General features: G+C 31.6%; 17 protein-coding genes. 13 read left to right on the forward strand and 4 right to left on the reverse strand.

What is annotated here, in order from left to right:
* The first annotated feature begins 29 nt into the window (after positions 1-29).
* The gene (locus G3A46_RS13520) at positions 30-440 is read left to right on the forward strand and encodes a hypothetical protein (RefSeq protein WP_165150608.1); all 411 of its coding nucleotides are present in this window, start codon (positions 30-32) and stop codon (positions 438-440) included.
* A 259-nt stretch (positions 441-699) separates the two neighbouring features.
* Here G3A46_RS13520 and G3A46_RS13525 read toward each other — a convergent pair whose 3' ends face one another.
* The 4 genes from G3A46_RS13525 to G3A46_RS13540 all read right to left on the reverse strand — a co-directional run bounded on the left by G3A46_RS13525 (position 700) and on the right by G3A46_RS13540 (position 5,534).
* Positions 700-1,194, reverse strand: coding sequence for a YqiA/YcfP family alpha/beta fold hydrolase (locus G3A46_RS13525; protein WP_165150609.1), 495 nt, complete (start codon positions 1,192-1,194; stop codon positions 700-702).
* Between the two features lie 14 nt (positions 1,195-1,208).
* Positions 1,209-3,131 carry a DUF2779 domain-containing protein gene (locus G3A46_RS13530; RefSeq protein ID WP_241836904.1) on the reverse strand — a complete coding sequence of 641 codons (1,923 nt, stop codon included), beginning with the start codon at positions 3,129-3,131 and terminating at the stop codon, positions 1,209-1,211.
* Positions 3,132-3,289: 158 nt separating this feature from the next.
* Positions 3,290-4,600 (reverse strand): hypothetical protein, encoded by a 1,311-nt coding sequence (locus G3A46_RS13535; RefSeq protein WP_165150611.1) that lies wholly within the window; start codon positions 4,598-4,600, stop codon positions 3,290-3,292.
* Positions 4,601-4,622: 22 nt separating this feature from the next.
* Positions 4,623-5,534: a WYL domain-containing protein gene (locus G3A46_RS13540; RefSeq protein WP_165150612.1), complete on the reverse strand. Its 912-nt coding sequence runs from the start codon at positions 5,532-5,534 to the stop codon at positions 4,623-4,625.
* A gap of 195 nt (positions 5,535-5,729) precedes the next feature.
* On the opposite strand from G3A46_RS13540, the gene G3A46_RS13545 reads away from it, so the two are divergent.
* From G3A46_RS13545 to G3A46_RS13600, 12 genes are all read left to right on the forward strand, one after another.
* Entirely contained in the window at positions 5,730-5,891 is a 162-nt protein-coding gene (locus tag G3A46_RS13545; protein WP_165150613.1) for a hypothetical protein, read from the forward strand.
* A 137-nt stretch (positions 5,892-6,028) separates the two neighbouring features.
* Positions 6,029-6,742, forward strand: a complete 714-nt coding sequence (locus tag G3A46_RS13550) for a hypothetical protein (protein ID WP_165150614.1) — start codon at positions 6,029-6,031, stop codon at positions 6,740-6,742.
* 43 nt (positions 6,743-6,785) lie between these two features.
* The gene (locus tag G3A46_RS13555; RefSeq protein ID WP_165150615.1) at positions 6,786-7,148 is read left to right on the forward strand and encodes a hypothetical protein; all 363 of its coding nucleotides are present in this window, start codon (positions 6,786-6,788) and stop codon (positions 7,146-7,148) included.
* A 252-nt stretch (positions 7,149-7,400) separates the two neighbouring features.
* The gene (locus G3A46_RS13560) at positions 7,401-8,180 is read left to right on the forward strand and encodes a BrxA family protein (RefSeq protein ID WP_165150616.1); all 780 of its coding nucleotides are present in this window, start codon (positions 7,401-7,403) and stop codon (positions 8,178-8,180) included.
* On the forward strand, positions 8,158-8,721 hold the full coding sequence (locus tag G3A46_RS13565; protein ID WP_165150636.1) for a hypothetical protein: 564 nt from the start codon (positions 8,158-8,160) through the stop codon (positions 8,719-8,721). The genes G3A46_RS13560 and G3A46_RS13565 overlap by 23 nt, the downstream gene beginning before the upstream one ends.
* A 3-nt stretch (positions 8,722-8,724) precedes the next feature.
* On the forward strand, positions 8,725-12,321 hold the full coding sequence (gene brxC, locus G3A46_RS13570; RefSeq protein ID WP_165150638.1) for a BREX system P-loop protein BrxC: 3,597 nt from the start codon (positions 8,725-8,727) through the stop codon (positions 12,319-12,321).
* 6 nt (positions 12,322-12,327) lie between these two features.
* Positions 12,328-16,020 carry a BREX-1 system adenine-specific DNA-methyltransferase PglX gene (pglX, locus tag G3A46_RS13575; RefSeq protein ID WP_165150640.1) on the forward strand — a complete coding sequence of 1,231 codons (3,693 nt, stop codon included), beginning with the start codon at positions 12,328-12,330 and terminating at the stop codon, positions 16,018-16,020.
* Entirely contained in the window at positions 16,007-18,100 is a 2,094-nt protein-coding gene (locus tag G3A46_RS13580; RefSeq protein WP_206736027.1) for a DUF262 domain-containing protein, read from the forward strand. The genes pglX and G3A46_RS13580 overlap by 14 nt, the downstream gene beginning before the upstream one ends.
* A gap of 2 nt (positions 18,101-18,102) precedes the next feature.
* Entirely contained in the window at positions 18,103-20,337 is a 2,235-nt protein-coding gene (locus G3A46_RS13585) for a hypothetical protein (RefSeq protein ID WP_165150642.1), read from the forward strand.
* Positions 20,338-20,349: 12 nt separating this feature from the next.
* Positions 20,350-22,398: a protease Lon-related BREX system protein BrxL gene (gene brxL, locus G3A46_RS13590; protein ID WP_165150644.1), complete on the forward strand. Its 2,049-nt coding sequence runs from the start codon at positions 20,350-20,352 to the stop codon at positions 22,396-22,398.
* A 26-nt stretch (positions 22,399-22,424) separates the two neighbouring features.
* Entirely contained in the window at positions 22,425-23,099 is a 675-nt protein-coding gene (locus G3A46_RS13595) for a HEPN domain-containing protein (protein ID WP_165150646.1), read from the forward strand.
* A 119-nt stretch (positions 23,100-23,218) separates the two neighbouring features.
* Positions 23,219-24,214, forward strand: coding sequence for a hypothetical protein (locus tag G3A46_RS13600; protein WP_165150648.1), 996 nt, complete (start codon positions 23,219-23,221; stop codon positions 24,212-24,214).
* Positions 24,215-24,272 lie beyond the last annotated feature (58 nt).

A 24,272-nucleotide genomic window follows, 5' to 3' on the forward strand; every position in this document is an offset into this window, starting at 1 on the left:
TAGATTTGATAACCTAATATTACTAGTAAATGAGATTTTTTAGAAATATAGCACTTCTCTTACTTCCATATCTCTTGATGATAATTATCAATGAAGCCTATCGCCCGACGATAAAAGAAACTCCCTATTCGTTGAGAGGAATTACAGCTATAAATTCAGATGTAAGAACGCCTGATAAATGTACATGGGCGGCACATAGCGATACTGCATATTGTAAGCAAAACCACGTAAAACTACTCAAGAATCATATGGATATAACTGATAAAATCTATTTTGGAGCGATAGGTGCTTTGCATTCCACTGGAAATTATGGTGCTGCCAATGTGATTTTTTTAGTCATCCTATTTCCACTTATAATGTGGTATTCATTAGTGAAAGTTATTGATTACACTTTAGAAATTAAAGCACTAAAAAAACAGTACAATGGAAAATCTAAATAATCTATATCAGACGATAATGTATATAGGCGGTGTGATTTATGCCTATTGCACAGACTTCACAATTAATCTCGCAAATTTGACTGGAACTTCGTATTACGAAATTAATTTTTTCTTTTTCTGTGTACTTTTTCCTTTCCTAATTATTGTGTTACCTGTAATTGCTGTATTCCTGAAATTTAGGTTGCGAAGTTTGAAAAAGCGTTATGGCTTGTATTAAGATAATAGCAAAGAACTTCTAGTATTGATATTATATACTTCTTTATTTCAATAGCAACTTCTTAAAAAATGCTTTCACTTCAACTTCAAATATTTCCTCAGGTATTCGATGCTGTAAATCTTGTCTGATTTTAATATTATAATTGTCTATCCCAATTGAGTTCGATAAAAACTCTAAAGTTGACTTTGGATCAACAACCTCGTCTTTTGCTCCTAAAACCAGATGTTTTAAGTTGGATAGAGGGTTTTTAATGTCAGGAATATTTTGGTGAACAGAACGGTAGGCGAGGGCAGGATTAAATAGTAATGCCGGGCGCTGAAACTTGTCTGCTATATAATATGCCGCAAAACCTCCCATGCTACTACCAATAACTGAATCGATGTCTTTGTCTTTGTATAGATTAATTAAACTTTCTATACTACTTTCATCATTTCGGTAGTCGATTTGAGGGGAATAAACTGTTCCATATTTCTCAAGTATAGCTCGTTTTTCAACATTAAGACTGCTGTCCAGTCCGTGTAGGTATAGTATGTTCATTTCAGTTATATTTTTTATTTTTTACAAAGTTCCTTAAAGCATTCATAGATCATAACCATTGCAAGGGTGTCCAATTCGCAATAGCGCAACAAGCCTTCACGGATAGCCTCCTTTTCATCTTCTGAGACCTCCTCAAACTGAAGTTTTCCATATGCAGTTAGTGCAGCGCCACCATCACTTATGCCTTCGATGTCGGTAATTGCGGTATCTAGACTCTCTTTGTCCCATCCGTCAAAAATGGGAGGTAATAATTTATAAGGACTTATGACTTTGCCGTTTTTATTTTTTAAAACACAATAGTCAGCTTCAAAATTTAAGCTGCTTACGTTTATATTTGATAGGGGGTTTAAATATTTTTCTTTTAAGTAGTCACTTGAGTTTAACACAGCTGGCAATACCGCTTTAATTGAATTGGAGCCCCTCATAGCTGGATTGTAATAATATTTCATTACCACTTGATATAAATCAATCATATCTCTTTCACCTGTCCAACTGTCGGCATTACTTCCAGTGTTATGACTAATGCTTTTTATAAAATCCATTAGTTCGTCTCTGTCTAATTCGTTGGAAACCTTGAGTTGATTGTAGATAACATTTACAATAGTATTTTCGTGATTGTGATATCTAAATATACTTCCGTCATTTACTTCCAACGAAGCCTTTAATGCTCTTATAAAATCAAAATTTGGGAACACTCCTATGGCAGTATTTAGATACTGATTGTAATGTTCCACCTTTCCATCTTCATAAACTATATGGTGACTAAACTGAAATGCCAATTGCTCATACGGTTTTCGTCCTGCAGTAAAGGGAATTGCTACCGCTGTGGTTTCAAAGTCTATAAAATTGAGCGGAAATTTCCACGAAGATAATTCATTGCGAAGATCATCAACTTCTACTAGGGGTGTGGGGTCTCCTGAAACTTGCTTTTTTATTTGGGCCCACTGGCGCTCGGTTCTACTCATCTTTCCAGCTTCTGCTTGCACCCCCACTTCAGCTTCAGTGACTTCGCACATAAAATACTTTCCTTCCTTTGCGAGTTTGGTACTTCGTCTAAAATTCCAAACATCCCAAATCTTGGGCCTGTTTATTTCGGAAATAGTGAGTTTAGTTTGCTCTTGCCAACATTCGTGAAAACCGCTTTTTAAATTAGAATCGGTCGTATCAGATCTAAATTCACAATTTCTACAATGTTTTCCTATTTCGGAAAAAATCTTAGTGTCTGTGGCATAGTGATCTCTATAATAATTGACCATTTCATCAAAAGATTGTTCGGGTTTTATAGGATTTGTTTTATGAATTAGATCCATTTCGGCATCAACCGAAATCTTGCATAAAATAGGTTCTCCTAAATGAGCTAATGTAATTCCATCCTTCTTTACAATACCCGTTCGATTTTCACTATTTTCAACTATCTTAAAAAATTGGTTTAATCCGTCTACAGTACAGATGGCATCTTTATCCACTAATTGCAGTGTCGATGAAATTTGCCATTCTGGATATGCCAACTGCATTACATGTTTTTGGAAAGCTATATCATACAAATAAGCATCCCAGCCTCCTGCTAGTTTTTCGTTATTGATAAAGGAAGTGTGATGTGCACTTTTGATGGATTTTGCTTTCACTTCAATCAGCTGAATAGCATTTCCTTTTTTCACTAAAATATCTACCCGTATAAACAACCCATCAACTAAAAAAGCCGGTTCAAAAATCACGACATTTTCTTGTTTTAATAGTTCGTTGGTACGAGTTGCTAGTAAATCGTAATTATAATCATCGCCCAAAATGGCAATTCCCTCGGGATATTGCATTCGCGCAAGTTCTTCTACTTGAAATCCACCCTGAGCTAAAGCTTGTAAAAAAGTATCAGTCTCACTTTGGTTTTCGTATTCGGGTTTGCGGGTGTAATAAAGCTTTGTGGGGCAATCTAGAGCCAACTTAAAGCGGGATTTGGTCAGGTAGCGTGGTTTGGACATTTGTTAGTTAGTGCTTTTATAATTTTAATGATTTTTTACCTGCAAGTGTAAATAGTCATTTTATAGATTAATATAGTTTTCGCCTTGTCGTAAACTTATTTATGAGTTGGATTTATTGCTTATTTCAATAATAAATCATTGCTAAAACTTTGATGAATTTCCAACACTAAATTTATCAAATTAGTCAAATCATATTGATTTTGATCTAATTCTTGTAGTTTTTGAAAGGGAATTTGAATATAAACCTCGTACCCGAATGAAATGTCGAATTGATTCTTACCCGAATCAACAATTGAATTTTTCCAATCGCATTGTTTTTTCCAATTGTAATTAAGATTTTTATCGAACAATAGTTCCAACTGGTCCCATTGTTTTCCTCTTTTTTTCCTCCCCGTATATTTTCTAAAGTTTTCCGTGGTGTAAATTGGTTTTTTTAAGTCGGTTTCTGAAAAATAAAGGCCCTGAAAATATTTTTGAAAACTCGTGAATTTAATGTGATAATTATATTTCACCTTATAATCAGTTCCAAAAATATTTAGCGTCTCACTAAATTTCGGATTATTTTCGAATAAGTGATAACCCTCTTTTTTCGTGTTTCCTGGATAAATATACACACCTAAATTTCCCTCGTAATTTATACTGAAGAGAATTTCTTTACCCCACGGTTTGTAAAATTCAAGTCCTATTCTATCATTATAATTTAGCTTCCTTATTTCAGTGGTTTTTGCAACTTCTTCAATAGTAGATTCAAGTCTTCTTTCTATCGCATTTTTATTTGTCGGTTTTAGAGTAGAAATCGATTGCTCTGGTAACCATCGAAAATTATGATGTTTTACTAAGGAAATAAAATCAGATAAAAACCTGTTTTGGCTATTCATAGTTCTTTCAAAATTGGAAACTTTATAGGCGATAGCCATAAGTTTTGACCAGTTAAAGTCGATAGGTGTAATTATTTTTCCATAGTTTTTTTTATTGAAATCTTGTGTTGCGTTTTCTGAATTTATAATATTTAATATCTGATTGTAAAGCTGTGCCGTACAGTTAATATTATCTCTTTTCGTTTCGAAAACTAGTACTATATTGTTAACTTGAATTACCAAATCGCATATTGGATCAAAAGATTGGTTATAATTTTGTTCCCAAAAATCACCAAATTCCGAATCGCTTAACGAAATCGCGAAAATGTGGTCGAAGTTTAATATTTGGCTAGCCCTTTTTTGAATATCGATGTTGATGAAGGTTTCACTGTTTAACGATTCAAATAGTTCGTTATATATGTTTGTATCGTTTACTATTTCTTTAAATACTTCGTGAAAAAATAAAGGGTCCTCCTGTAGTGAAATTGCAAAAGCTTTAGTTAAATCATTTTCTGGTTGAAAGATTTGGTTAACGTTGGTGTGTGTATTAAAAATATTTAAATGACTTTTCATAAGTTGGCTATTTTATTTTTGATTAATAATTAGAAAGCATACTCGCAATCATATTTTTTATTCGGTCTCGAAACCAAGCAGGCTCTAATACCTCAACCATACTATTCATTTTTAAAATTTCAATCTCAAATTCGTAGTTAGGAATAAGATGGTAGGTCACTAAACCATATTCAGCTCCTTCATCAATCTTAATTTTTTGAGAATGGTGTAGGGGCAAACTCGACAGATATTTTATTTGTTTTGAATAAACTTTTAAGGTGATTTTTTCTACTTTAGGATGTGCCGTATAATTTAAACCGATAATATTTACAAACTGATCCAGTTGTTTTTCATAATTCTTCTTTTTTACTTTCGAAACTTTTCCAATTTTAAAATTCTTCATTCTATCAATGCCAAAAGTGCGAATTTCATCACCACCTAAGGGAACTCCAACCACATACCAGCGGTTTAGATATTCTTTTAATAAGAGAGGACTAATGATGTATTCTTTTTCTGTTTCTTTCCAATAATTTTCATGTGTAAATTGAATTTGTCTATTCTTTTTAATAGCCAATAGAATATCTTTTAAATGCGCTATACCTTTAAATTTTGAAGAATCCTCCAATTCAATTTTATCTTTTAATAAATCAAAATCGTCCAAACCTTCTTTAAAAAGCTCCCCAATGTGGATCAATTCAATAAACTTTAAAAGGCTCTGTACCCGTTCTTGGTTTTCTGTGTCAAGGGAATATCCATTTACCTCTTTTGAATATTTTACATCAATCCCAAATTCATCATTTAAGGCTTTAAAATCGCGCTCTAATGTACGTTCGCTTGTGATATTGTCGTAGCGGTTTCGTAATCTGTCCAAGATTAAAGCCTTCGATATTCCTGGCTGTTGTTGTAAAATGCTTATTATTATTTCTAATCTTCTCAAAGGTTTATATCCTGCCATTTGTATTTGATATTGTAAAGTTAAAGTATGTGTCCGCCAAATTATGTCGGACCAAGATAAAGACTTTAGTACATTTCAATATGAATAACCAAGAATATTTTTTGAACCTCCAATAATTTTCCTTTCCAGTTCTGTTTTTAACTCCGACATAATGTGGCGAATACCTAAATTATATTTGCTTAAAACATTATTACTATGAAAACCTTAATAATAAAAACCTTTATAAAAGCTTCAGAGATTTTAAAAGGGTGTAAGTTAGATTTAGAGAAAATTGAAGCAGACCAAACAATTCATATCTTGAATCGATATTTCGGAACAACTACCACACGCCAAACTAAGAATTTATCAAGTGATTAAAATTTTCTTAAAAAAATCTTAAATAAATATTATATTTGAAACTCTCCCCAGAATTTTAATCTTGTCTTACTTAGAGACTGTAACAAGATTACGATACCTGTATTCTGTAAAATTTTAATTAACAACAAATTTACCTTATGAAAAAACTATTACTATTTTCTTTAGTTACTCTTGTTTTTGTCCCTAAAACTTTTGCTCAAAATGATGGGCTAGTCGCTGCTGCAGCTGGACTAGCTGCTGTAGGAGCGGCTATTGTTAGTGTTGATAACATGAAAGAACAAGCTGAACTAACAGCTACAGAATGGCTTATGAATAATCGTCCAGATATAACAAGCTTCTCTTTAAAAACATTGGATTTTGACGGTAAAAAAGCAAAGGATATGTCAGCCGTTAGTCTTATTACTTATAAAATACAAGAATTTCAGCTAGCGGAAAAACCTAAATTGGATGGAAAGAAATACGTGTTATTTGGTTTCACCAGTCACGGATGGATAAATGAGTATGGCGCTAATTTTAGTAAAGTACGATGGTATTTAATAGATTCACATGAATGGATGAATATGATGACTGCCTACGTAAAAACAGCTTCAAGTGAAAGAGATGATACCTCAATCAAAGAAACTTTGCGTTCTGGTAAAATTGTAAATAGAGGTGTTAATAGTCGTACTAATGAATCGATATCCTTCTATAAGCTAGATGGAGATATGTATACTGTTAGAGATTATAATGAATCAATGAAACTTGTATATAATGAACGTTCTTTAGGAATATATTTAAAACAAACGTCTGATTTGGTACAAATAGGACGTAACGATATTATTAAAATCCATGATTTCTTCTATTCTGAATAATATTCTGTTTTACCATTATAATTATTCTATTAAATTTAAAAGTATGAGAAGATATATACTTGTATTTCTATTTTCGTTTTCTTGTTTTGCCTCTGCACAAACTGTTAGTTGTGGAGAGCTTATGGGCTTTATTAAATCTGAAGGGATGTATAGCTCTGGCATAAGTAGTTATACACTAGACTCCAGTTGGCTTAAAAATGTAACTTTATATAGTTATGATTTGAAGTATTATGTAATTGCCGAGATTAAAGCCAACAAATATAGCTACGGCTCAAAATCATATATATTTTGTAATATCCCAATTAGTAATTGGTCCAATTTTAAAAATGGTGGTTATGGAGATAGCGATTCTTATGGCGAAAGATTTCATAAGTACATATTTAATTATCAGTGTGCCTGTAACTAATAGAACTTTTGTTTAATATTCAGATTCATAGGTACTACTGTACATACGCAAAGTAAACAAAGAATGAAAGTTTGAGCGGTGTTAAAAATATTCCAAAATTTAAAATTTTCGATTGACACTTAACTGTTTCAAAACAACCTTAAATAAATGTTATATTTGAAATTCTCCTAGAATTTTAAACTCATTCTATGCGTAGAAATTCGTATTAGAGTTTAATATACATTGTTCAAATGAAAAACAGCAATTTTAATTTTGAAATATAATACAGACATAAATATAGTAGGAAGTATACCAGATTATCATTTAATAATTAAGGCGCTTCCTTTGCTTTATAATAATGAGGATGATGAATTAAATAAAATTTTAATCACAGATAATGAATTTAATTTACGGACTGAAAAATCTAGAAAACGTTTTCTTTCTGTTTTATCATCAGCATTCGTAAATGAAAATCAAAAGTTGAATGATTTTGCAGGTAAATTATTGATAGATGATAGAATAGATGATAGGTCAAAAGAAATCGTTCTATTTTGGCTTTTCAGCATCAATAATAAATTGTTTAATGAATTAAATAATAAAGTTTTTTTGAAAAACTATTATCAAGGGAGGGCAGAGTTACCTTCGTCTGATGTTCAAGCATATTTAAAGGACTTGATAAGTAGAACTCCCGAATTAAAAGGTAAGTGGTCAGAAGTAACTATAAAGACAATAGCTTCTAAGTACCTTACAGTATTAAAGAAATTAAATCTCTTAGAAGGTAGTAGAAAAAAAACATTCTGTTTTGTTCGAGTTTCAGATGAATTAATTGTCTGCTTGATACATCTTTATAGCTTGTTAGATCAACAAGAATTTAATTTTCTTCAACATAATTTTGCAAATTGGATGTTTATTTCAAAAGAATCAATATTAGAAAGGGTTAAGAAAATAGCTAAAAAGGAATGGGTATATATAAATTATAATGGAACAGATTTAAGAGTTGAAAGTGCATTCAAATCAAAAAATATAATAGATGGCTTATTTAGAAGATCATAAAGCGAAAATTCAAAATTTGAAAATAGCTCTACTATCAGAGAATCAAACACAATTATCAATTTCTGCAAATGGAGGTAGGAGTGTTTTATTTACTTATCCTCCAAGTGAGGAAAGCCTGTATTTAGAAAAATTAAAAGATGAATTAGATTCTAATGAGTTTACTTTTATAAATATAGCAGATTTGTTAGTGAGTTTTATTAATCAAGATAGTTGGGATGATTTTAAAAGCTATTATTTAGATTTTAAAGATACACCACATTTAGTTTTTAAATCAGAAGATCCTAGTCCAGATTTGATGGACTTAATTATTAGTGAAATAAAAAAAGTGTCAGAGAATAATAAGATTCCTTTTTTAATAAGAACAGGTGTGCTTTATGGAACTGGGATTGACAGTCATAATATAATGGAGCATGATTTAGTTAAAAAACTTGAAAAACCATTAGTTATTGGTTATCCAAGTAAATATATAAAGGATACAGATACTCTTCTTTTTTTAAATTTTAAGTTGGCAAGTAACTACAGATGTATTGTAATAGAATAAAATATGAAAACAATTAAAGATATATTAAAACTCGACTTAAACGAGGACATAAAAAATGTTATTAATTTAGAAGATAAATCTCACGATGAAATACAGTCTGAGATAGAGTCCTATATTATAACAGATGGCTTAGGGAAGCATTTGTCTAAGTTTATCTCTGAATACACAGGGAATCTAAAGGAAACAGGGGTTTGGTTGTCAGGATTTTACGGGTCTGGTAAATCCTATTTCGGGAAAATGTTAGGGTATTTAATTGAAAACCCTATTATAAATGGAACAAGCGCAAGAGATCGTTTTATACCTCGATTAGCTGGTGTTGCTAATCAAAGTATAATAGAAAATAATATTAGAAAGCTAGACTCTATTAAGAGTAATGTGATTTTTCTAGATGTTGCTAAACAAAACACAGACAATGGACTTGCATTTACTCTGTTTTCTAATTTTTTAAAAAAGCTTGGTTTTCGTGAAGATCGTTATGGTTATATGGAGTATGATCTTTTTATCGATGACAAGTATGAATTTTTACAAGAAAAAGCAAAAGAGTTATTTGGAAAAGAATGGGATGAGATAAAGAAAAGTAATCGAGAGATAGCAAAAGTTATGCGAAGAATTTATTCAGCAATGGATTATACTGATGCTGAATTTGCGGATACTCAGAACACCTATAGTTTCGCTATAAAAAATTTTGATGCAGGAAGTTTTAAAGTAGAATTAGAAAAATATATAAATAAATTTCAAGATGAGAATTTGGTATTTGTTTTTGATGAAGCTAGTGAAGCAATAAGTCAAAATAAATTTAACCTTTTAGATTTAGAGGGTCTTGCGGAAAGTTTGTCAAGTATTCAAAATAAAGTATGGACAATTGCAATTGCTCAAGAAAAACTAGACTCCGTTATAACTAATGCCAATGCAAAAAAGAGTCAATTAACTAAAGTTACTGATCGATTCAAAACCAAAATACACTTAGAATCTACAGAAGTAGATGTTATTATTCGCAATAGACTATTGTTGAAAAAGAATAAGTCTTTTACAGACTTACTTTTATATTACAAAAATAATGATGGCTTAGTTAGCGATGTTACTAATTTAAAGTCGTCATTTCCTACAAAAACAGAATCAGCAGAGCAATTTGCTACTTATTATCCATTTCATAAATATCAGTTTGATTTACTACAGAAGTTTCTTTTTAGTTCAAATGCTTTAGCTGCATCTCAAGTTGCTGCACGTGGAATGATAATTACAACTTTTGATGTATTAAAAAAAGTTTTGAGAGATCGTGAATTATATAAGTTTACGACTTCTCATGATTTATGTGAAAATGCTCAAGCAGCACCTCCTGTTGATTTAGTTAACAAATATAGTTTAGCCGAAAGTATAGTTAAAAATAAGATAGTAGGTTTAAATGGTGAAAAATTGATGAAAACCCTTCATTTTATTAATGAATCTGAACTGGCTTCTCCAACTATTGAGAATATAACCAAAGCTTACATTGAAGATATATCTACGTATTACGATGTAAAACCAAAAGTTGAGGCAGCATTGAACCTGTTGGTAGAGGCTAAAATCCTCCTTTTATCTAATAATAACTACAAAATCACTTCAAATTTAGAAGGTAAGTTATTAGAGGAGATGAAAGATTTTGATGTGGAATTGTTTATCAAAAAAAGAGAGCTAGTAAGCTACCTTAAAAAACTATCTATATTCCGCCAAGTGGCATTAATCAATGAAGATTCTGTCGCTTATAATTTTAATATACTTACAGATTTAGATGATGAAATAATAGCTTCAAACAATCGAAATTTAAGACTTACGGTTTATAGCTTATTTAATATCAATGAAGATAGGCAAGATTTTATAGAGGGCCTGAAATTAGACACGCAATACACCAAAGAATTGATCACTTTAGTGCCAGATAACAGCAGTTTTAGTAAAATTGACAAGCTTTTGGATGAAGTAAAGCGTTATGGTTACATGGAAGAAAAATATGCTAATGATGATGATGCCAATAAGCGTCAAATTATTAGGGAGTTTGTAATCATTAAAGAAGAGAAGGAAAAAGATCTCTTAAACTTAATTGAAGCGGCCTATACAAACGGTTCTGTAATTTATTTATTTGACGAAAACCTATTAAATAAAGATAGTTTTAAAGGTTCCATCAATGAAATTCAGAGAAAACTTATTAAGAACATATACACGAAACGATTATCTAGTCAATTGTCTGAAGCAATTGGTACTAAATTAGTAACTGAGACTAATGATGAAAAATTACACAAATATTTTTCAGGAGATGAGTTTAAATTTTTCGACACCAAAGGAAACTTTACTGGTGATCATTTAAAAATAATAGAAGAAATAACGGCTAAATTTAAATCGAGGTATATTGATGGTAAAAGTTTAGAAGAAGAATTATCAATAGCACCATGGGGATATTCTTATGGTACTATCTCAACAGCTTTAGCGGTTCTATTTAGAGCTGGACGTCTAGTTATAAAACATAATGATACGGAATATTTTTCTTATACAGATAGAGCAGCTCATGAAGTATTTACTTCAAGTACAAAGTTTAGATCTGCACGTTACAAGTCAATTACAAAGTCATTAAGTGCTTCACAAAAAAACGAACTTATACAGACCTTGTTAGATCTTGACTTTGAAAAGCATACAGATAAGAAATTAGGATGGAATGTTAGTGATTTTGAAGCATCTAATGCTATCACCCAATTAGCTGAACACTTTATAACTTCTTTAAATGTTTTAAAAAATACGCAAGAGGACTTCGACAGATTGTTTTCAAAAGTCGGAGACAAGAAAGATATTCTACAACGCTACACCGCAAAAACTACGGAAGCCAATTATATAGAAAAGGCTGAAGATTTTTTAAACTCTAAAGAGGAATATAGGCTAGCAATAAAAGCAATTGTAAAAGCTGAGAAATTCATAAAGAAGAATCTAAGTAAGATAAATGGTTTTCAACGATTTGTTGTTGCGGTGAATAGAGAATTACAAAAAGCCGGAATCCAGAACACTGTTATTAGTAGCAAAACGGATGACTTTAACGCTGCGATGAAAACTGATGTAATTGAAAAATTTCAAGACATTCAATCCGCAGCACAAGCTATTAAAGATGCCTATTACGATTTAATGAGTGAGAACGCAGTCATAATGAGCAACGCTTATAAAACACTAAAATCTGACATAGAGGTATCACAGCATGAGCTTAAAAGCAACTATCCTTCTGAATTAAATAAAAGCAGTGCACAAAAACTGTTGAATTTATTGGAGTATGCTAGCAATAAAATTGTAGATGGTGTTCGGTTAGAATATCATACGGAGTGTCAAATTTCGAAATATTCTTTGTCTGATATTTTAAACTATATAGACTTGGCACCTTCCAAGGATGCAGAGCTACAAATGATTAAGAATAGCTTTTTAAAGGAAGAACCAAAAAAAGGTGAGCCTAAGCAGCCTAAAAAATTACAATTGGGTATTACTAAGAAAGTAATGTCTGCAGGAGAGTATAGAAAATTATTAGCAGCACAAATACAAGCAATGGCGGGAATGCCTGATGATGAGGAAGTGGAAGTAACACTAAACAACTAATTATCCATGAAATTAAGCGATCACGTAGAACATATACGTTCTAATATATATAAAGCCTTTAACAATCAGTTTTCTCGTTTAGGATTTGGGGCAAACAAGATATTGGATCTAGACAAAATACCTGCGGACTTACAAAGTAAACGTAAGAAAATAGAGGTATTAGTCAATAGCCATACCGATGAAACAGGGAGTTATGCTGAGGCCCGAGAAAAAGCATTGGACGAACTTACTTTTACACTGTTCAATCGTTTGGCAGCTATTAAAGTGATGGAAGCACATCAATTGTTTCCGCCCGTTGTAACTAAGGAAGAACAACATGGTGATCGTTCTTTCGGACATAAAATGTGGTTAGAGCAAAACCCAAATATGCGCCAAGAGGAATTAGAAGGCTTGCGTGAGTATTTTAAATATGAGTTCAACCAATTAGGAGCGTCTATTCCATTGTTTCATAAAGATTATCCTTATGCATTATTACCTTATGTGATAGAATTGAATGAGATTGTAGAAGCTTTTAATGCTGTAGCTGAAGACAGTCAGGTGGAAGATGATATCTGGCAAAGTGATGATATTTTAGGATGGCTATATGAAAGCTATAACAATGTAAAAAAGCAAGAACACAAAGATAGTAAGGCTAAAACGGAGTATCATAAAGTAAGTTTACAATCGCAGGTATATACACCACGTTGGGTAGTAGAATTTTTGGTTGAAAATTCTTTGGGTAAAATGTACCTGGAAATGTACCCTGATTCTGATATTAAGAACAAGTATAAAATTGCTAATGCCCCTGAGAAACGCATAAGAGACCCCAAACCTTTACACGAAATTAAACTCATAGACCCAGCATCGGGCTCGGGTAACTTTTTATTATATGCGTTTGAGTTTTTCTATACATTGTACGAAGATCAAATAGATAATTATGGTGCTGATTATGATGAAGATGATATTGCGCAGCTCATTATAGAAAACAATTTACACGGAGTAGATTTAGACGACCGTGCCATACAATTAGCACAGCTTGGCTTATGGATTAAAGCCAAACAAAAACGAAGAAGCATTGGTAATCTAAACTTTAATGTTGTTTCTTCTGATTTCTATTTACCTGATTTTGATTTTGTTTACCCTATTTTCAAAGAAGACATTAGAGATAGCAAGGAAATGGAAACCATTGAATCTATCTGGAGCGATTTACAAAACGCCCATAAGTTTGGAAGTTTAGTAAGGCTTAACGAAAAAGTTAATGCACATATTTCCGCCTTAAAAAATAGTGATGCTCAATTGTTCAGTGAACAAGAAGGACAGCAAAGCGCACAGTTTAAAGAAAAGTTTTTATCCAATTTAGAAAAAGCCTTTTTACGTTATGCTACGCAACAAGGCAACTCTTTTTTAACCGATAAAACAAAAGATGCTATTACTTTCCTACGTTTAATTACTCAAAAGTATGACGTGGCTACAGCCAACCCTCCCTACACAGATAGTAGTGATTTTGGACCTGAATTGAAAAAGTTTATCAATAGCAATTATCAGAAGCCATATAAGTTTCACACTAACTTATATGCTACATTTATTAAACGCTGTTATGAGTTAACACAAGTGGATGGAAAATTGGCTTTGATACATCCACGAACTTTTATGTTTATTAAAACATTTGAAGATGTTCGAAAGTTTATTCTTGAAAAAACGCATATAAATGCTTTTATAGACTTTAGTTTGGGGAATATTTTCGGACCTATAATGGTTGACCCAGCATTCTATGTGCTAGAAAAGGAAATTAAGAGCACAAAGGATTCGTGGTTTGTTTCATTAGATCAATATACTAGAACACCTAAAGAAAAATTCAAAAAAGATTTTACGCTACAAGCTCTTAATGATTATGTTGCCGGTAATAACAATATAAATAACCATTCTATTTCTCAATCCAAACTAAAAATCATTAAATCTTATCCATTTATTTATTGGATTAGTGATGAGTTTAGAGAGAAGTTTATGAAAGATAGTGCAGAAAAATTTTTAAATTTTTGCACAGGAAGCAAATCCGGCGATAATAATAGATTTATTCGTTTTTGGTGGGAAATAGATGAAAATTCAATTTCAAAGGATTACAAAGAAGATGGGCTGAAATGGACAAGGCACACGAAAGGAGGTCCTTTTGAAAAGTGGTACGGAAATAATTGGACAGTAATAAACTGGGAAAATAATGCAGCTGAAATCAAAGCCCTTCCCAATTCAGTTATCCGAAATGAGAAAATGTACTTCAATGAAGGCTTGACTTATTCTTCTGCTGGCTCTAAAGGAGCTTCTTTTAGATATATGCCTCAAAATTATACTTTAGATGCAGCAGGTTCAGGGGTTTATTTGGAAAAGAGTTTTAAGGACATCAATTATGCATTAGCTCTGCTTAATTCAAGTTTATGCTATTATATAATTGATTGCCTCAATCCAACTGTTAATACAAATCCTGGTGATTTAAAAAGAATACCTTTTGTGTTACCTTCAGATAATATTAAGAGTAAAGTTAGTGAATTGGCAAATAGAAATATTGACATTAAGAAAAAGCTTTGTAGTTATATAATTTATGAAGAAAATTTTAATAGCTCTTTTATTTTAACAAACCCAAATTTAGCCTTTAACAATTCATTAAAGCAATTCTTTATTTATGAAAATTCTTTAACTACACAAGTACTAATAAACGAAGCTATCATCAACGAAAAAATATTTGAGGTATATGAGTTGACAGAAGCCGATAAAGCTATGGTATTGGCTAAAGAAGGTGAAAGTATTGGAGGTTTAGCTGTCAGTAAAAAAGCAAAACAAGCCTATTTAGAAAGCGAAGTTGAGGATTTTCCTTTAGCTCATATGAGAGACTATATACAACACTTACCAGAAAAAGAATTTACATCGGAAGAACGAGAGGTAATAGAAAGTGGGTTTCCACAGCTTTACCAAAGCAATAATGATTTAGAAGAATTTTGTATTCGTCATCAAATTAATCCCATCAATGTTTGGTATTGGTTTAAAGAAAGTAATGTTATCCCAAAACAACGTATGAATGATTTGGCCATGGAGTTTCTAGCTGATATGCTGCGTGAGATATTGATGGAAGATGAAGATGGTATTATTCCATTAATACCAAATGCTGGAGAAAAAGTGTTGCTTGATCGTATAGAAGAAAAGTTTATAGAAAAAGGTTTTTCTATGGCACAATATTCTTCTTTTGATTCTGTGTTAGGAAGAGAATTGAACGAGTACATTAACAATCACTTCTTTAAAGCATTTTCAGACCACTTAAACTTATTTATGTACTTGCCAAAAACACCATTTATTTGGCATTTAACGTCTGGTCCAGAACAAGGTTTTGATTGTTACATTATTATCTACAAATGGAACAGAGATAAGTTATTAAGTATCCGCTCACGCTATATTGAGCAACGAGAACGCGCTTTAGAGAATCGCCAAAGTGACTTAAGAGCAAAATCTGTACTTACAGCTTCAGAGCAAAACGAGTTGGATAAAATCTACAAGCAGCTAAAAGAAATAGAAAGCTTTAAACAAAAGATAGATGAGTTGTTGGCAGAAGGTTATGATCCTATTTTAGATGATGGAGTAGGAAAAAACATAGCTCCGCTACAAAATAAAGGCATGCTAGCTTATGAGGTTTTAAACAAAGGACAGTTAAAGAAGTATTTAAATGCGGATTGGTAGGGTTATGGATTTAAAGTCAATACACGACATATTTACAAATAGGATATTAAGGATTCCTGCTTATCAAAGAGGTTATGCATGGTCTAATAATAAACAAGTCAATATAGAGCAGAATGAACCGCTCAAGAATATTAAAGGACAGTTAATAGACTTATGGAATGATCTTATTAATATTCCAGAAGGCAAATGGCATTATACGGGTTTGTTAACTTTAGTTGAGGTGAAGCCTTGTGAGTACAATTGGTTGCCAAATCATAAACAATATTCCATTGTAGATGGACAGCAAAGAATCACATCAATTCTAATATTGTTAAGTGTTATCATTAAAAGAGCCAAAGATTCAAATATAATATTAGGTATTAGAGAGGGTGATGTGGAAATGCAATATTTATATATCAATAAAAGTGTAAATGCTTATATCTTTGGTTATGATAAAGATAATCCTAGCGATAAATTTTTTAGAAAACATATTTTAGCTTTAGATGAAATAGAGGATGATAGCGAAGAAAGCATCTACACAGAAAACTTATTAAAAGCAAAAATATTCTTTGAAGATATGGTGTCGCTATATCTTCAATACGAGGAACACGACCTCCAATTACTTTTCAATAGAGTAACAAGCCAGCTCAAACTTAATGAATATATTCTTCCCGAAGAATTAGATGAATATGTGGTGTTTGAAACTATGAATAATAGAGGGAAGCCACTTTCTCAATTAGAAAAGTTAAAGAATAGATTGTTATATCTAAATGATAAATATATTGTAGATGATGGTTCAGCAGAAGGTGAAGTTTTAAATGATGCTGAAAAAATAGACTTGGAAAAAGCAATAAACATTGCCTGGATAACCATATATAAATCTTTAGGTCAAAATAAAACACGTCCTTTAGATGATGAAGACTTTATTAAGAATCATTGGATAACATACTTTGATGAATATAGCAGAAAAGAAGCCAATGTATATGCCAATTTTTTATTTGATGAATACTTCAGTTTGGATAACGTATATAATGGCAATTTAAGTAGAGAAGATATAAAGGCTTATATAAAATCTCTTCAGAAATGTGCTATTTGGTTTAATAAGTTACATAATCTACATTATTTTGACGAATCTGAAAAAGTTATAAGTAAGGCAATTCAAGGTATTCATCATGTTGGACTTAAAGCTTCATTTAAACCATTGCTATTAGCCATTTTATCCAGAGAAGACAGAAATGAATTTGTAGAAGCAATTAAAGCTTTAGAAAAATTTAGTTTCAAACTTTTCAATTTATCAGGTAAAAGAGGAAATACTGGAGATAGTAAAATTTATGAACTTGCCCATCAAGTATATATTTGCAGCAAAACTCCTGAGCAAACCAAAGCTTCTATTGAAACCTATACCTCTTGGTATTACAGGTTCAATTTGTTTGTAAATCAAACCTATGAAATGTTTGAATTAGGGCATAAAGAAGGTTTTTATAGATGGTCTGGCAGGTTTTATTTACTATATCAGTACGACATATATCTACGAAAGGTAAACAAAACTTCAACAGAGAGCTCTGCCATATCTTGGAGAGATTTCGTTAAGAATGATAGTATTGAGCATATCTACCCCAAAAGTGCCGCAGTTAGTTTAAAAGCGTATGCTGAAAACAGAGGGAAGAAAGAAAGTGAAGTACAGGAAGATTATAATAAAATTCAAAACAATTGGAGCGATTTTGCCCAGTATACACCTGAAGAACGTAGAAAATTAGCGAATAGTTTAGGAAATCTTTTAGCATTATCTAAAAGTGATAATTCATCACTTCAAAACGATCCTTTTTTGTATAAAGTAGATCAAAGCAATAAAGGAGAGGGGTATCTAAAGCGAGGTTATAAATATGACTCTATGAGTGCGATGTTAGTAGCAAATGAAAAAGATTGGACACCTAAAAAAGTTCTAGAGCGAGGTTTGGAAATACTCAAGTTTTTATGTGAGCATATTGGAGAAGATTTTAACTCAATTAGTGAAGAAACGAAATATAAAGTATTAGGGCTTGAATTTATGCTCGAACCAAAGACTCGAGAAATTGAAGAATCAAATATTATAGAAAATTAACAATGATAGACAACTGGTTTAAAAAAGATTTAGAAAAAATATATAAAAATCATCAAATTGTAGTTTTTGTAGACGAATCAGGAGATGCTAATTTTTTATTGGATAAACTAGATGATGATATTCAAGTTTATAGAACAGCTAATGAAATAGAGGAGTTAAAAGTTAAATACGATATTGAGGGCTTAGATAAAAATGATCTTAAATTTCTAATTTATACTAATACTCCTAAGGGTAAACTTAAATTCATTAGAGAATATTGTGAAACAAATGGTAGTGTAGAAATAAAGTATTTTGATCACTATATAAAGAAAAAAGTAAACCAGTTTCTTAATATAAATATCAATTTACCTAAAGAAGAGTTGATTTCTGCAGCAAAGGTAAGTGTTGGTAAAGACCAAACGTATTGGATGGATTTAAGTCATAAAGGAGCTTCAGAGATTTTTGATTTAGAGAAAGAACTACTCCCTTTTCTGGATAATCCTAAGGCATTTGTAAAGAAGTTTGATAAAGGGACTCAAGAAATATTTTATAAAAAAGTATCAGAACTTATTGGTCAAAGCTATATAGAAAAGCCGGCTCAAACTTTAGCGGGAGAAGTTGCTAATAAGCTGTTAGATGGATTATGGAATAATAATATTAGTGAATTGCTGCTCAATGTTTATAAAACATGGTTGGATAGTTTAAGCTATCAGGCTTCCTTTTTTACTTATTTAGATAAATATAAACCGGGAAAAAAATCTAACGCATTTGAAATCCACGCATCTCATCCGTTTAAGAGTATAGATGAAATTTGGCTGAAAGAAATTGGATTGAAAATTAACGATAAAAAATTCCTTTCGAGCATATTACCTAAAATAAATCAACGAAGTTCAAATAAGGCTGCACTAGCTATAGGTATTACATTTTGGCATGAGGTTAAAGTGCTATTAGAATTTGATGAAAAAAACATTAATCAAATTAGCTCATTTGATCAAGCTGTTGATTTTTATATAAAGCATTTTTATAAAGTTGATGGGGCAATTCGTAAACTATATGGTTTGTTCTTAAATCAAAAGGAGATTATTGAACCTTTCCAGAACTTCTACAAAAATCTATCAACTATATACTTAGATAAGTGGTTTAAGTATATTGATACTTATGAAAGCAATCAAACAGGAATCATTCAAGATATTTTAAATAAACATAATAATAAAACAGCGATCATAGTAGGAGATGGTGTTTCTTGGGAATTTGCACAGGACATTATTTCAGCTTTTGGAAAGTCGAACTATAAGCTTCATAAGGAATATTTGTTTGCCGGGTTGCCCTCAGAAACGGAGCACAATATGAGTCAATTGTATGTAAATACAGGAGAGGTTTTAGCAACTAAAAAAGAGCGAGAACAATATCTAACTCTTACTAATTCGAATAAAGATATTGGTTTTATTGATTTAGAAAATGTTAATGAAACAACAGACTCGGCGGATTATCTTATTTGTAGTTACAAAGATCCAGATAAGTTAGGTGAAACTTATCAGCAAAAAGCATTAAAATACTTTAGTCAAGTCGCTGAAACTTATTCCAATAAAATAAAGCAATTATTGAATAATGGATATAAGCAGGTTTACTTAATTACGGATCATGGTTATACCCTGACGGGAGTGCTTGAAAATTCAGATAAAATAGAAGTCGATTTTAAAGGAGCTATAAGTAAAAGTGAACGATATATTAGAAGCAAGGATAAACAGACTATTAACACTGATTTGATGATAGAAAGGCAGGTTGTATATAAGGAATATGATTATTGTTATTTTGCTAAGCGATTAGGGCCTTTTAAGTCACCTGGGGTTTATGGTTTTAGTCATGGAGGAATGTCGCCACAAGAAACGATTATTCCATATTTTAAATGGTCGAACACAGAGTCTTCCAATGAGATGCTTGAGGTTGTAATTTCAAACAAAAGTGATTTAAAAGATATTACAGGTAATTTTTATTCAATAAAACTTAAGGGTAACTCTCAATCCGATGGGTTGTTTGCTTCTCAAAGAAAAGTGTTATTACTGTTTTTTGCAAACGGTAAAGAAGTAAATAAAAGTGATATTATTACAATCGAAAAAGATAAAGAAATTAAAAAGGAGTATCAATTTGATTCCAGTTCAACAATTGAAATTAAAGTTTTAGATGCTACTACAAAAGAACAATTAGATAAAGCAACTGTCTCACAAAGTGCAGCCCGCGATTTAGGAGGTTTACTTTAATACCCAATAGTTATGATAATATTAGATGATCTGGATAATAAATTGTTAGATATCTTTAGAGGTTACGTTGTGAAAAAGGATCTCGTAAGAGAGGTTAAGATTGGTGCAAATGTACCTGTTTTCGTTCTAGAATATCTTATAGCCAATTCATGTTCTACAGATGACGAGGGTAAGATAAAAGAAGGGATGAATAATGTTAAGAAGATACTTTCTGAACATTATGTAAATCCTGAAGAGAGTGATTTAATTCAATCTAAAATTCGGGAAAAAGGAACATATAAGATTATTGATAAAATATCGGTTAAACTAGACACCTCTAAAGACGTGTATTGGGCACAACTGCAGAATAGTAATATTAAAAAAGGTGTTATTTCTGATGCTATGGTTACCACTCACGATAAAATGTTAATGGGTGGTATTTGGGCAATTATAGATATTGAATATGATGCTTTTTCTAAAGATGGTACTAAAGGAACTCCTTTTATAATTCAGGATATTAAACCAATTCAGTTATCAACTTTTGATAATTCAAGAATAATAGAAAATCGTCATCTATTCGACAAAAAAGAGTGGTTAAATGTTTTGCTAAGAAGTTGTGGTTATGAACCCGAATCTGAAGGTATGACGGATCGATTAAAAATGCTTTTGCTTTCAAGATTGATTCCAATGGTGGAGTCAAACTTCAATTTTATTGAATTAGGGCCACGTTCCACAGGTAAATCTTTCGTATATAAAGAACTAACCCCTTATGCAGTGTTAATTTCAGGTGGTCAAGGTACTGTGGCTAAATTGTTTGTGCATGGTGGTACCGGCAAAGTAGGAGCAGTAGGACAATGGGATGCAATCTGTTTTGATGAGGCTACAGATAAGATATTTAAAGAAAAGGATGCAATACCCTTAATGAAAGATTATTTAGAGTCAGGTTCTTTTTCAAGAGCAGGGGCTGGTGGTGAAATTACCGGAGTAGCATCAATTATTCTAAATGGGAATATAAATCAACCTATAGAAACAGTTTTAAAAACAAGCCATTTATTTAGTGCACTGTCTGATGAAGTTAACAATGATACAGCATTTTTAGATAGAATACACTTTTATTTGCCAGGTTGGGAAATGATTAAATTTTCACCTAGTAATTTTACTAGTAGTTTTGGGTTTAGTACTGACTATTTTTCAGAATGTTTAAAATCATTTAGAAAGACAACTTACACAGACGTAATTGAAGATTATTTTACTTTAGGATCACATTTAAAGCAAAGAGATACAAAGCCAGTTAAGAAAACAGTCTCGGGCTTTATAAAGCTTATGCATCCTGATGGTGTATACACGAAAGAAGATGTTCGTGAATATCTAGAGTTAGCTATTGAAATGAGGAGAAGGGTGAAAGAACAGCTTAAGAAGATTGGAGGTATGGAGTTTTGGGATACTAACTTCTCGTATATTGATAAAGATACACAAGAGGAACATTACGTAGGACTTCCTGAAGAAAAAGGATCTCATTTAATAGATAATAACCCATTACCTCCGGGAGTTTGTTATACTTCTACTAGTGATGGGGAAAGCATGGCCTTAGTAAGGATAGAAGCTGTTATTACTTCAGGATCAGGTAAACTTAATATTTCAGGGATTAGTAACACCCAAGTCAAAGAAAATGTTAAAAATACATTTCAGTATATCAAGGCAAATGAAAAGAGCATTTTAAATGAACAACATTCGTTAAAAAACTTTGATGTTACTATTCAAGTAACAAATATGCTTGGAGCAAGTATATCTACAGGAATCGGGTCGGCTGTTTACTTAGCTATTGTGTCTGCTATTTATAAAAAGAATTTAAAGCCAGGTTTAGCAGTTCTAGGAAATTTATCGGTTGGAGGTGCAGTAGAGCGAGCGATTAATTTTGCAGATAAAATTACTATGTTATCTGAAAATGGAGCTAAAACAGTAATAGTTCCTATGGATAATCTCAACGAGTTAACAAATGTACCTGCATCTATTTTAGGTAATACAGATGTGCCTTTTTATTCAAATAATCAAATGTTGATGCAAAAAGGAATACTGGATTAGATAAAATTGGTTGTAATAAAAAATTAATGGAAGGTAAAGCACCCGAAATACAGATAATAAAAGCATCACTTTTAAAAAATAAACTTAAATCTTTATCAGGCGATTTAGATGAAAATAATGCCATTCGATTACATCGTGCAATAAGTTGGGTGAAGTGTGCTGAAGAACAAGCCAACAATCCAGATTTAAAATTTATTACGTTGTGGATTGCCTTTAATGCTTGTTATGCCGATAATGACGCACATGATTTTGAGTTGTCTGAAAAGAAACGGTTTAGAGATTTTATTTCTAAGCTGGTGGATTTCGATGCTGAAGAAAGATTCTTTAAAATTTTATGGTATAAGTTCCCAGGCCCTGTAAGATTGTTAATTGATAATAAATATGCATACAAGCAATTTTGGGACGCACAACGTGGAGATTCAATAGATTGGGAGTCACGTTTTAAACAATCTCAAATAGATTCAAGAAATTATCTAGCACACCAACAGGTGTCTAAACTATTGGAGTTAGTTTTAGATAGATTATATACAGTTCGAAACCAATTAATTCACGGTGGAGCTACCTATCAAAGCAAACTAAATCGCTCTCAGGTTAAGGATGCTAGTCAGATACTAGAATTTCTTTTACCAATTATCATAGATATCATGATAAGCAACGGTGGAGAAGATTGGGGAGTAATAAACTATCCGGTTATTGATTAGAGTTAATTCGCTATAGCGAATCTTCGGGCAAATTGAATTAAAATTGAAAGTCTTTTAAAGTTTAAAAAAATAACAATCTGAACATTTCTTAATAATAACACGTTTCAAATCATATAATGTTGCAAAAAATAATCCAAGCCATTAAAAACCTCGATATCAACCAGCTAGATACTTTGCTAGAGGACGGTAAGTCTTATATGCAAGTTTCTAAACCGCAATTCTTAGAACGCTTAGCGAAATCATTTGAAGCTGTTAGGGAAGAAGGTTATAACGCATTCGATGATGTTTTTTTTGGCGCATCTCGATCGTGCTATAAGAAAGGGGAAGGAATGACTTTTATTACCAACCAAGGGTTTTATTTAGATCTTTATATAGAAGAGAAGAATGGCGCTGTAAACGACATTTATGTATGTCATGACTTGGTTAACTTCATTGAGCTTGATAAAGAATATGATTTAGGATTTTGTTTCTGCCATGATGAAAAAATTGGCTTTATCCCGAATTTAGATTATTTAGCTATACGCGATGAATACAACCAATTACTAGCTGAAATTGAACTTCTGAAGCCAACGACAAATCTTGATGGCTTGGAGCGTTTGTATCCAACTTATCAAAAACTTGAAAAGCTTTTAGATAAGTTCGGTCTTTTTATAGCTTTTGAATACAGGCTATACAGTAAAGCATACAATTTGATAATGGAAATCGAGGATCTATTCCAAATAAAGGGAAAAGAACATATTGCAATTGACGCAATAATTGATTTTCAAAAAGCTAAAACTGAAAGAGAGAAACTAATTTGGTACTTTAAGAATAGAAAAGAAAGTTTATGTTTATCCCACATATCAATTCCTAATGACCTAAAAAAAGATCCATTTATAACATATACATCTAAATGTTTAAATATTGATATTGATGTTTCAGGTTATGAATATGTATTGGATTATTTTAAGCATTTGAATGAGTTGTACCATGAATTTATGGAAAAATATAAACCTCTTCCAGAACATATTGAACAGGCTCCCAATGGTGCCGTTCAATATAAACTTGAAAGCTTCTTAAGGTTACAGAATAAATATATAGATATTGTAGATAAATATGGCGATTCTGCATTCTAAAATTTAAATGTTTAAACTCTAGAAGATAGCGGCTGAATTAAATAGAGTTTTAGTAACC

The organism is Aequorivita sp. KMM 9714 (genome assembly GCF_011065475.1).
GTDB classification, from domain to species: Bacteria; Bacteroidota; Bacteroidia; order Flavobacteriales; family Flavobacteriaceae; genus Aequorivita; species Aequorivita sinensis.

Excerpts from the sequence above, each read along its gene's own strand:
- G3A46_RS13520 (WP_165150608.1), top strand. The coding sequence starts at position 30 with ATGAGATTTTTTAGAAATATAGCACTTCTCTTACTTCCATATCTCTTG.
- G3A46_RS13525 (WP_165150609.1), bottom strand. The coding sequence starts at position 1,194 with ATGAACATACTATACCTACACGGACTGGACAGCAGTCTTAATGTTGAA.
- G3A46_RS13535 (WP_165150611.1), bottom strand. The coding sequence starts at position 4,600 with ATGAAAAGTCATTTAAATATTTTTAATACACACACCAACGTTAACCAA.
- G3A46_RS13540 (WP_165150612.1), bottom strand. The coding sequence starts at position 5,534 with ATGGCAGGATATAAACCTTTGAGAAGATTAGAAATAATAATAAGCATT.
- G3A46_RS13545 (WP_165150613.1), top strand. The coding sequence starts at position 5,730 with ATGAAAACCTTAATAATAAAAACCTTTATAAAAGCTTCAGAGATTTTA.
- G3A46_RS13550 (WP_165150614.1), top strand. The coding sequence starts at position 6,029 with ATGAAAAAACTATTACTATTTTCTTTAGTTACTCTTGTTTTTGTCCCT.
- G3A46_RS13555 (WP_165150615.1), top strand. The coding sequence starts at position 6,786 with ATGAGAAGATATATACTTGTATTTCTATTTTCGTTTTCTTGTTTTGCC.
- G3A46_RS13565 (WP_165150636.1), top strand. The coding sequence starts at position 8,158 with ATGGCTTATTTAGAAGATCATAAAGCGAAAATTCAAAATTTGAAAATA.
- brxC (WP_165150638.1), top strand. The coding sequence starts at position 8,725 with ATGAAAACAATTAAAGATATATTAAAACTCGACTTAAACGAGGACATA.
- pglX (WP_165150640.1), top strand. The coding sequence starts at position 12,328 with ATGAAATTAAGCGATCACGTAGAACATATACGTTCTAATATATATAAA.
- G3A46_RS13580 (WP_206736027.1), top strand. The coding sequence starts at position 16,007 with ATGCGGATTGGTAGGGTTATGGATTTAAAGTCAATACACGACATATTT.
- G3A46_RS13585 (WP_165150642.1), top strand. The coding sequence starts at position 18,103 with ATGATAGACAACTGGTTTAAAAAAGATTTAGAAAAAATATATAAAAAT.
- brxL (WP_165150644.1), top strand. The coding sequence starts at position 20,350 with ATGATAATATTAGATGATCTGGATAATAAATTGTTAGATATCTTTAGA.
- G3A46_RS13595 (WP_165150646.1), top strand. The coding sequence starts at position 22,425 with ATGGAAGGTAAAGCACCCGAAATACAGATAATAAAAGCATCACTTTTA.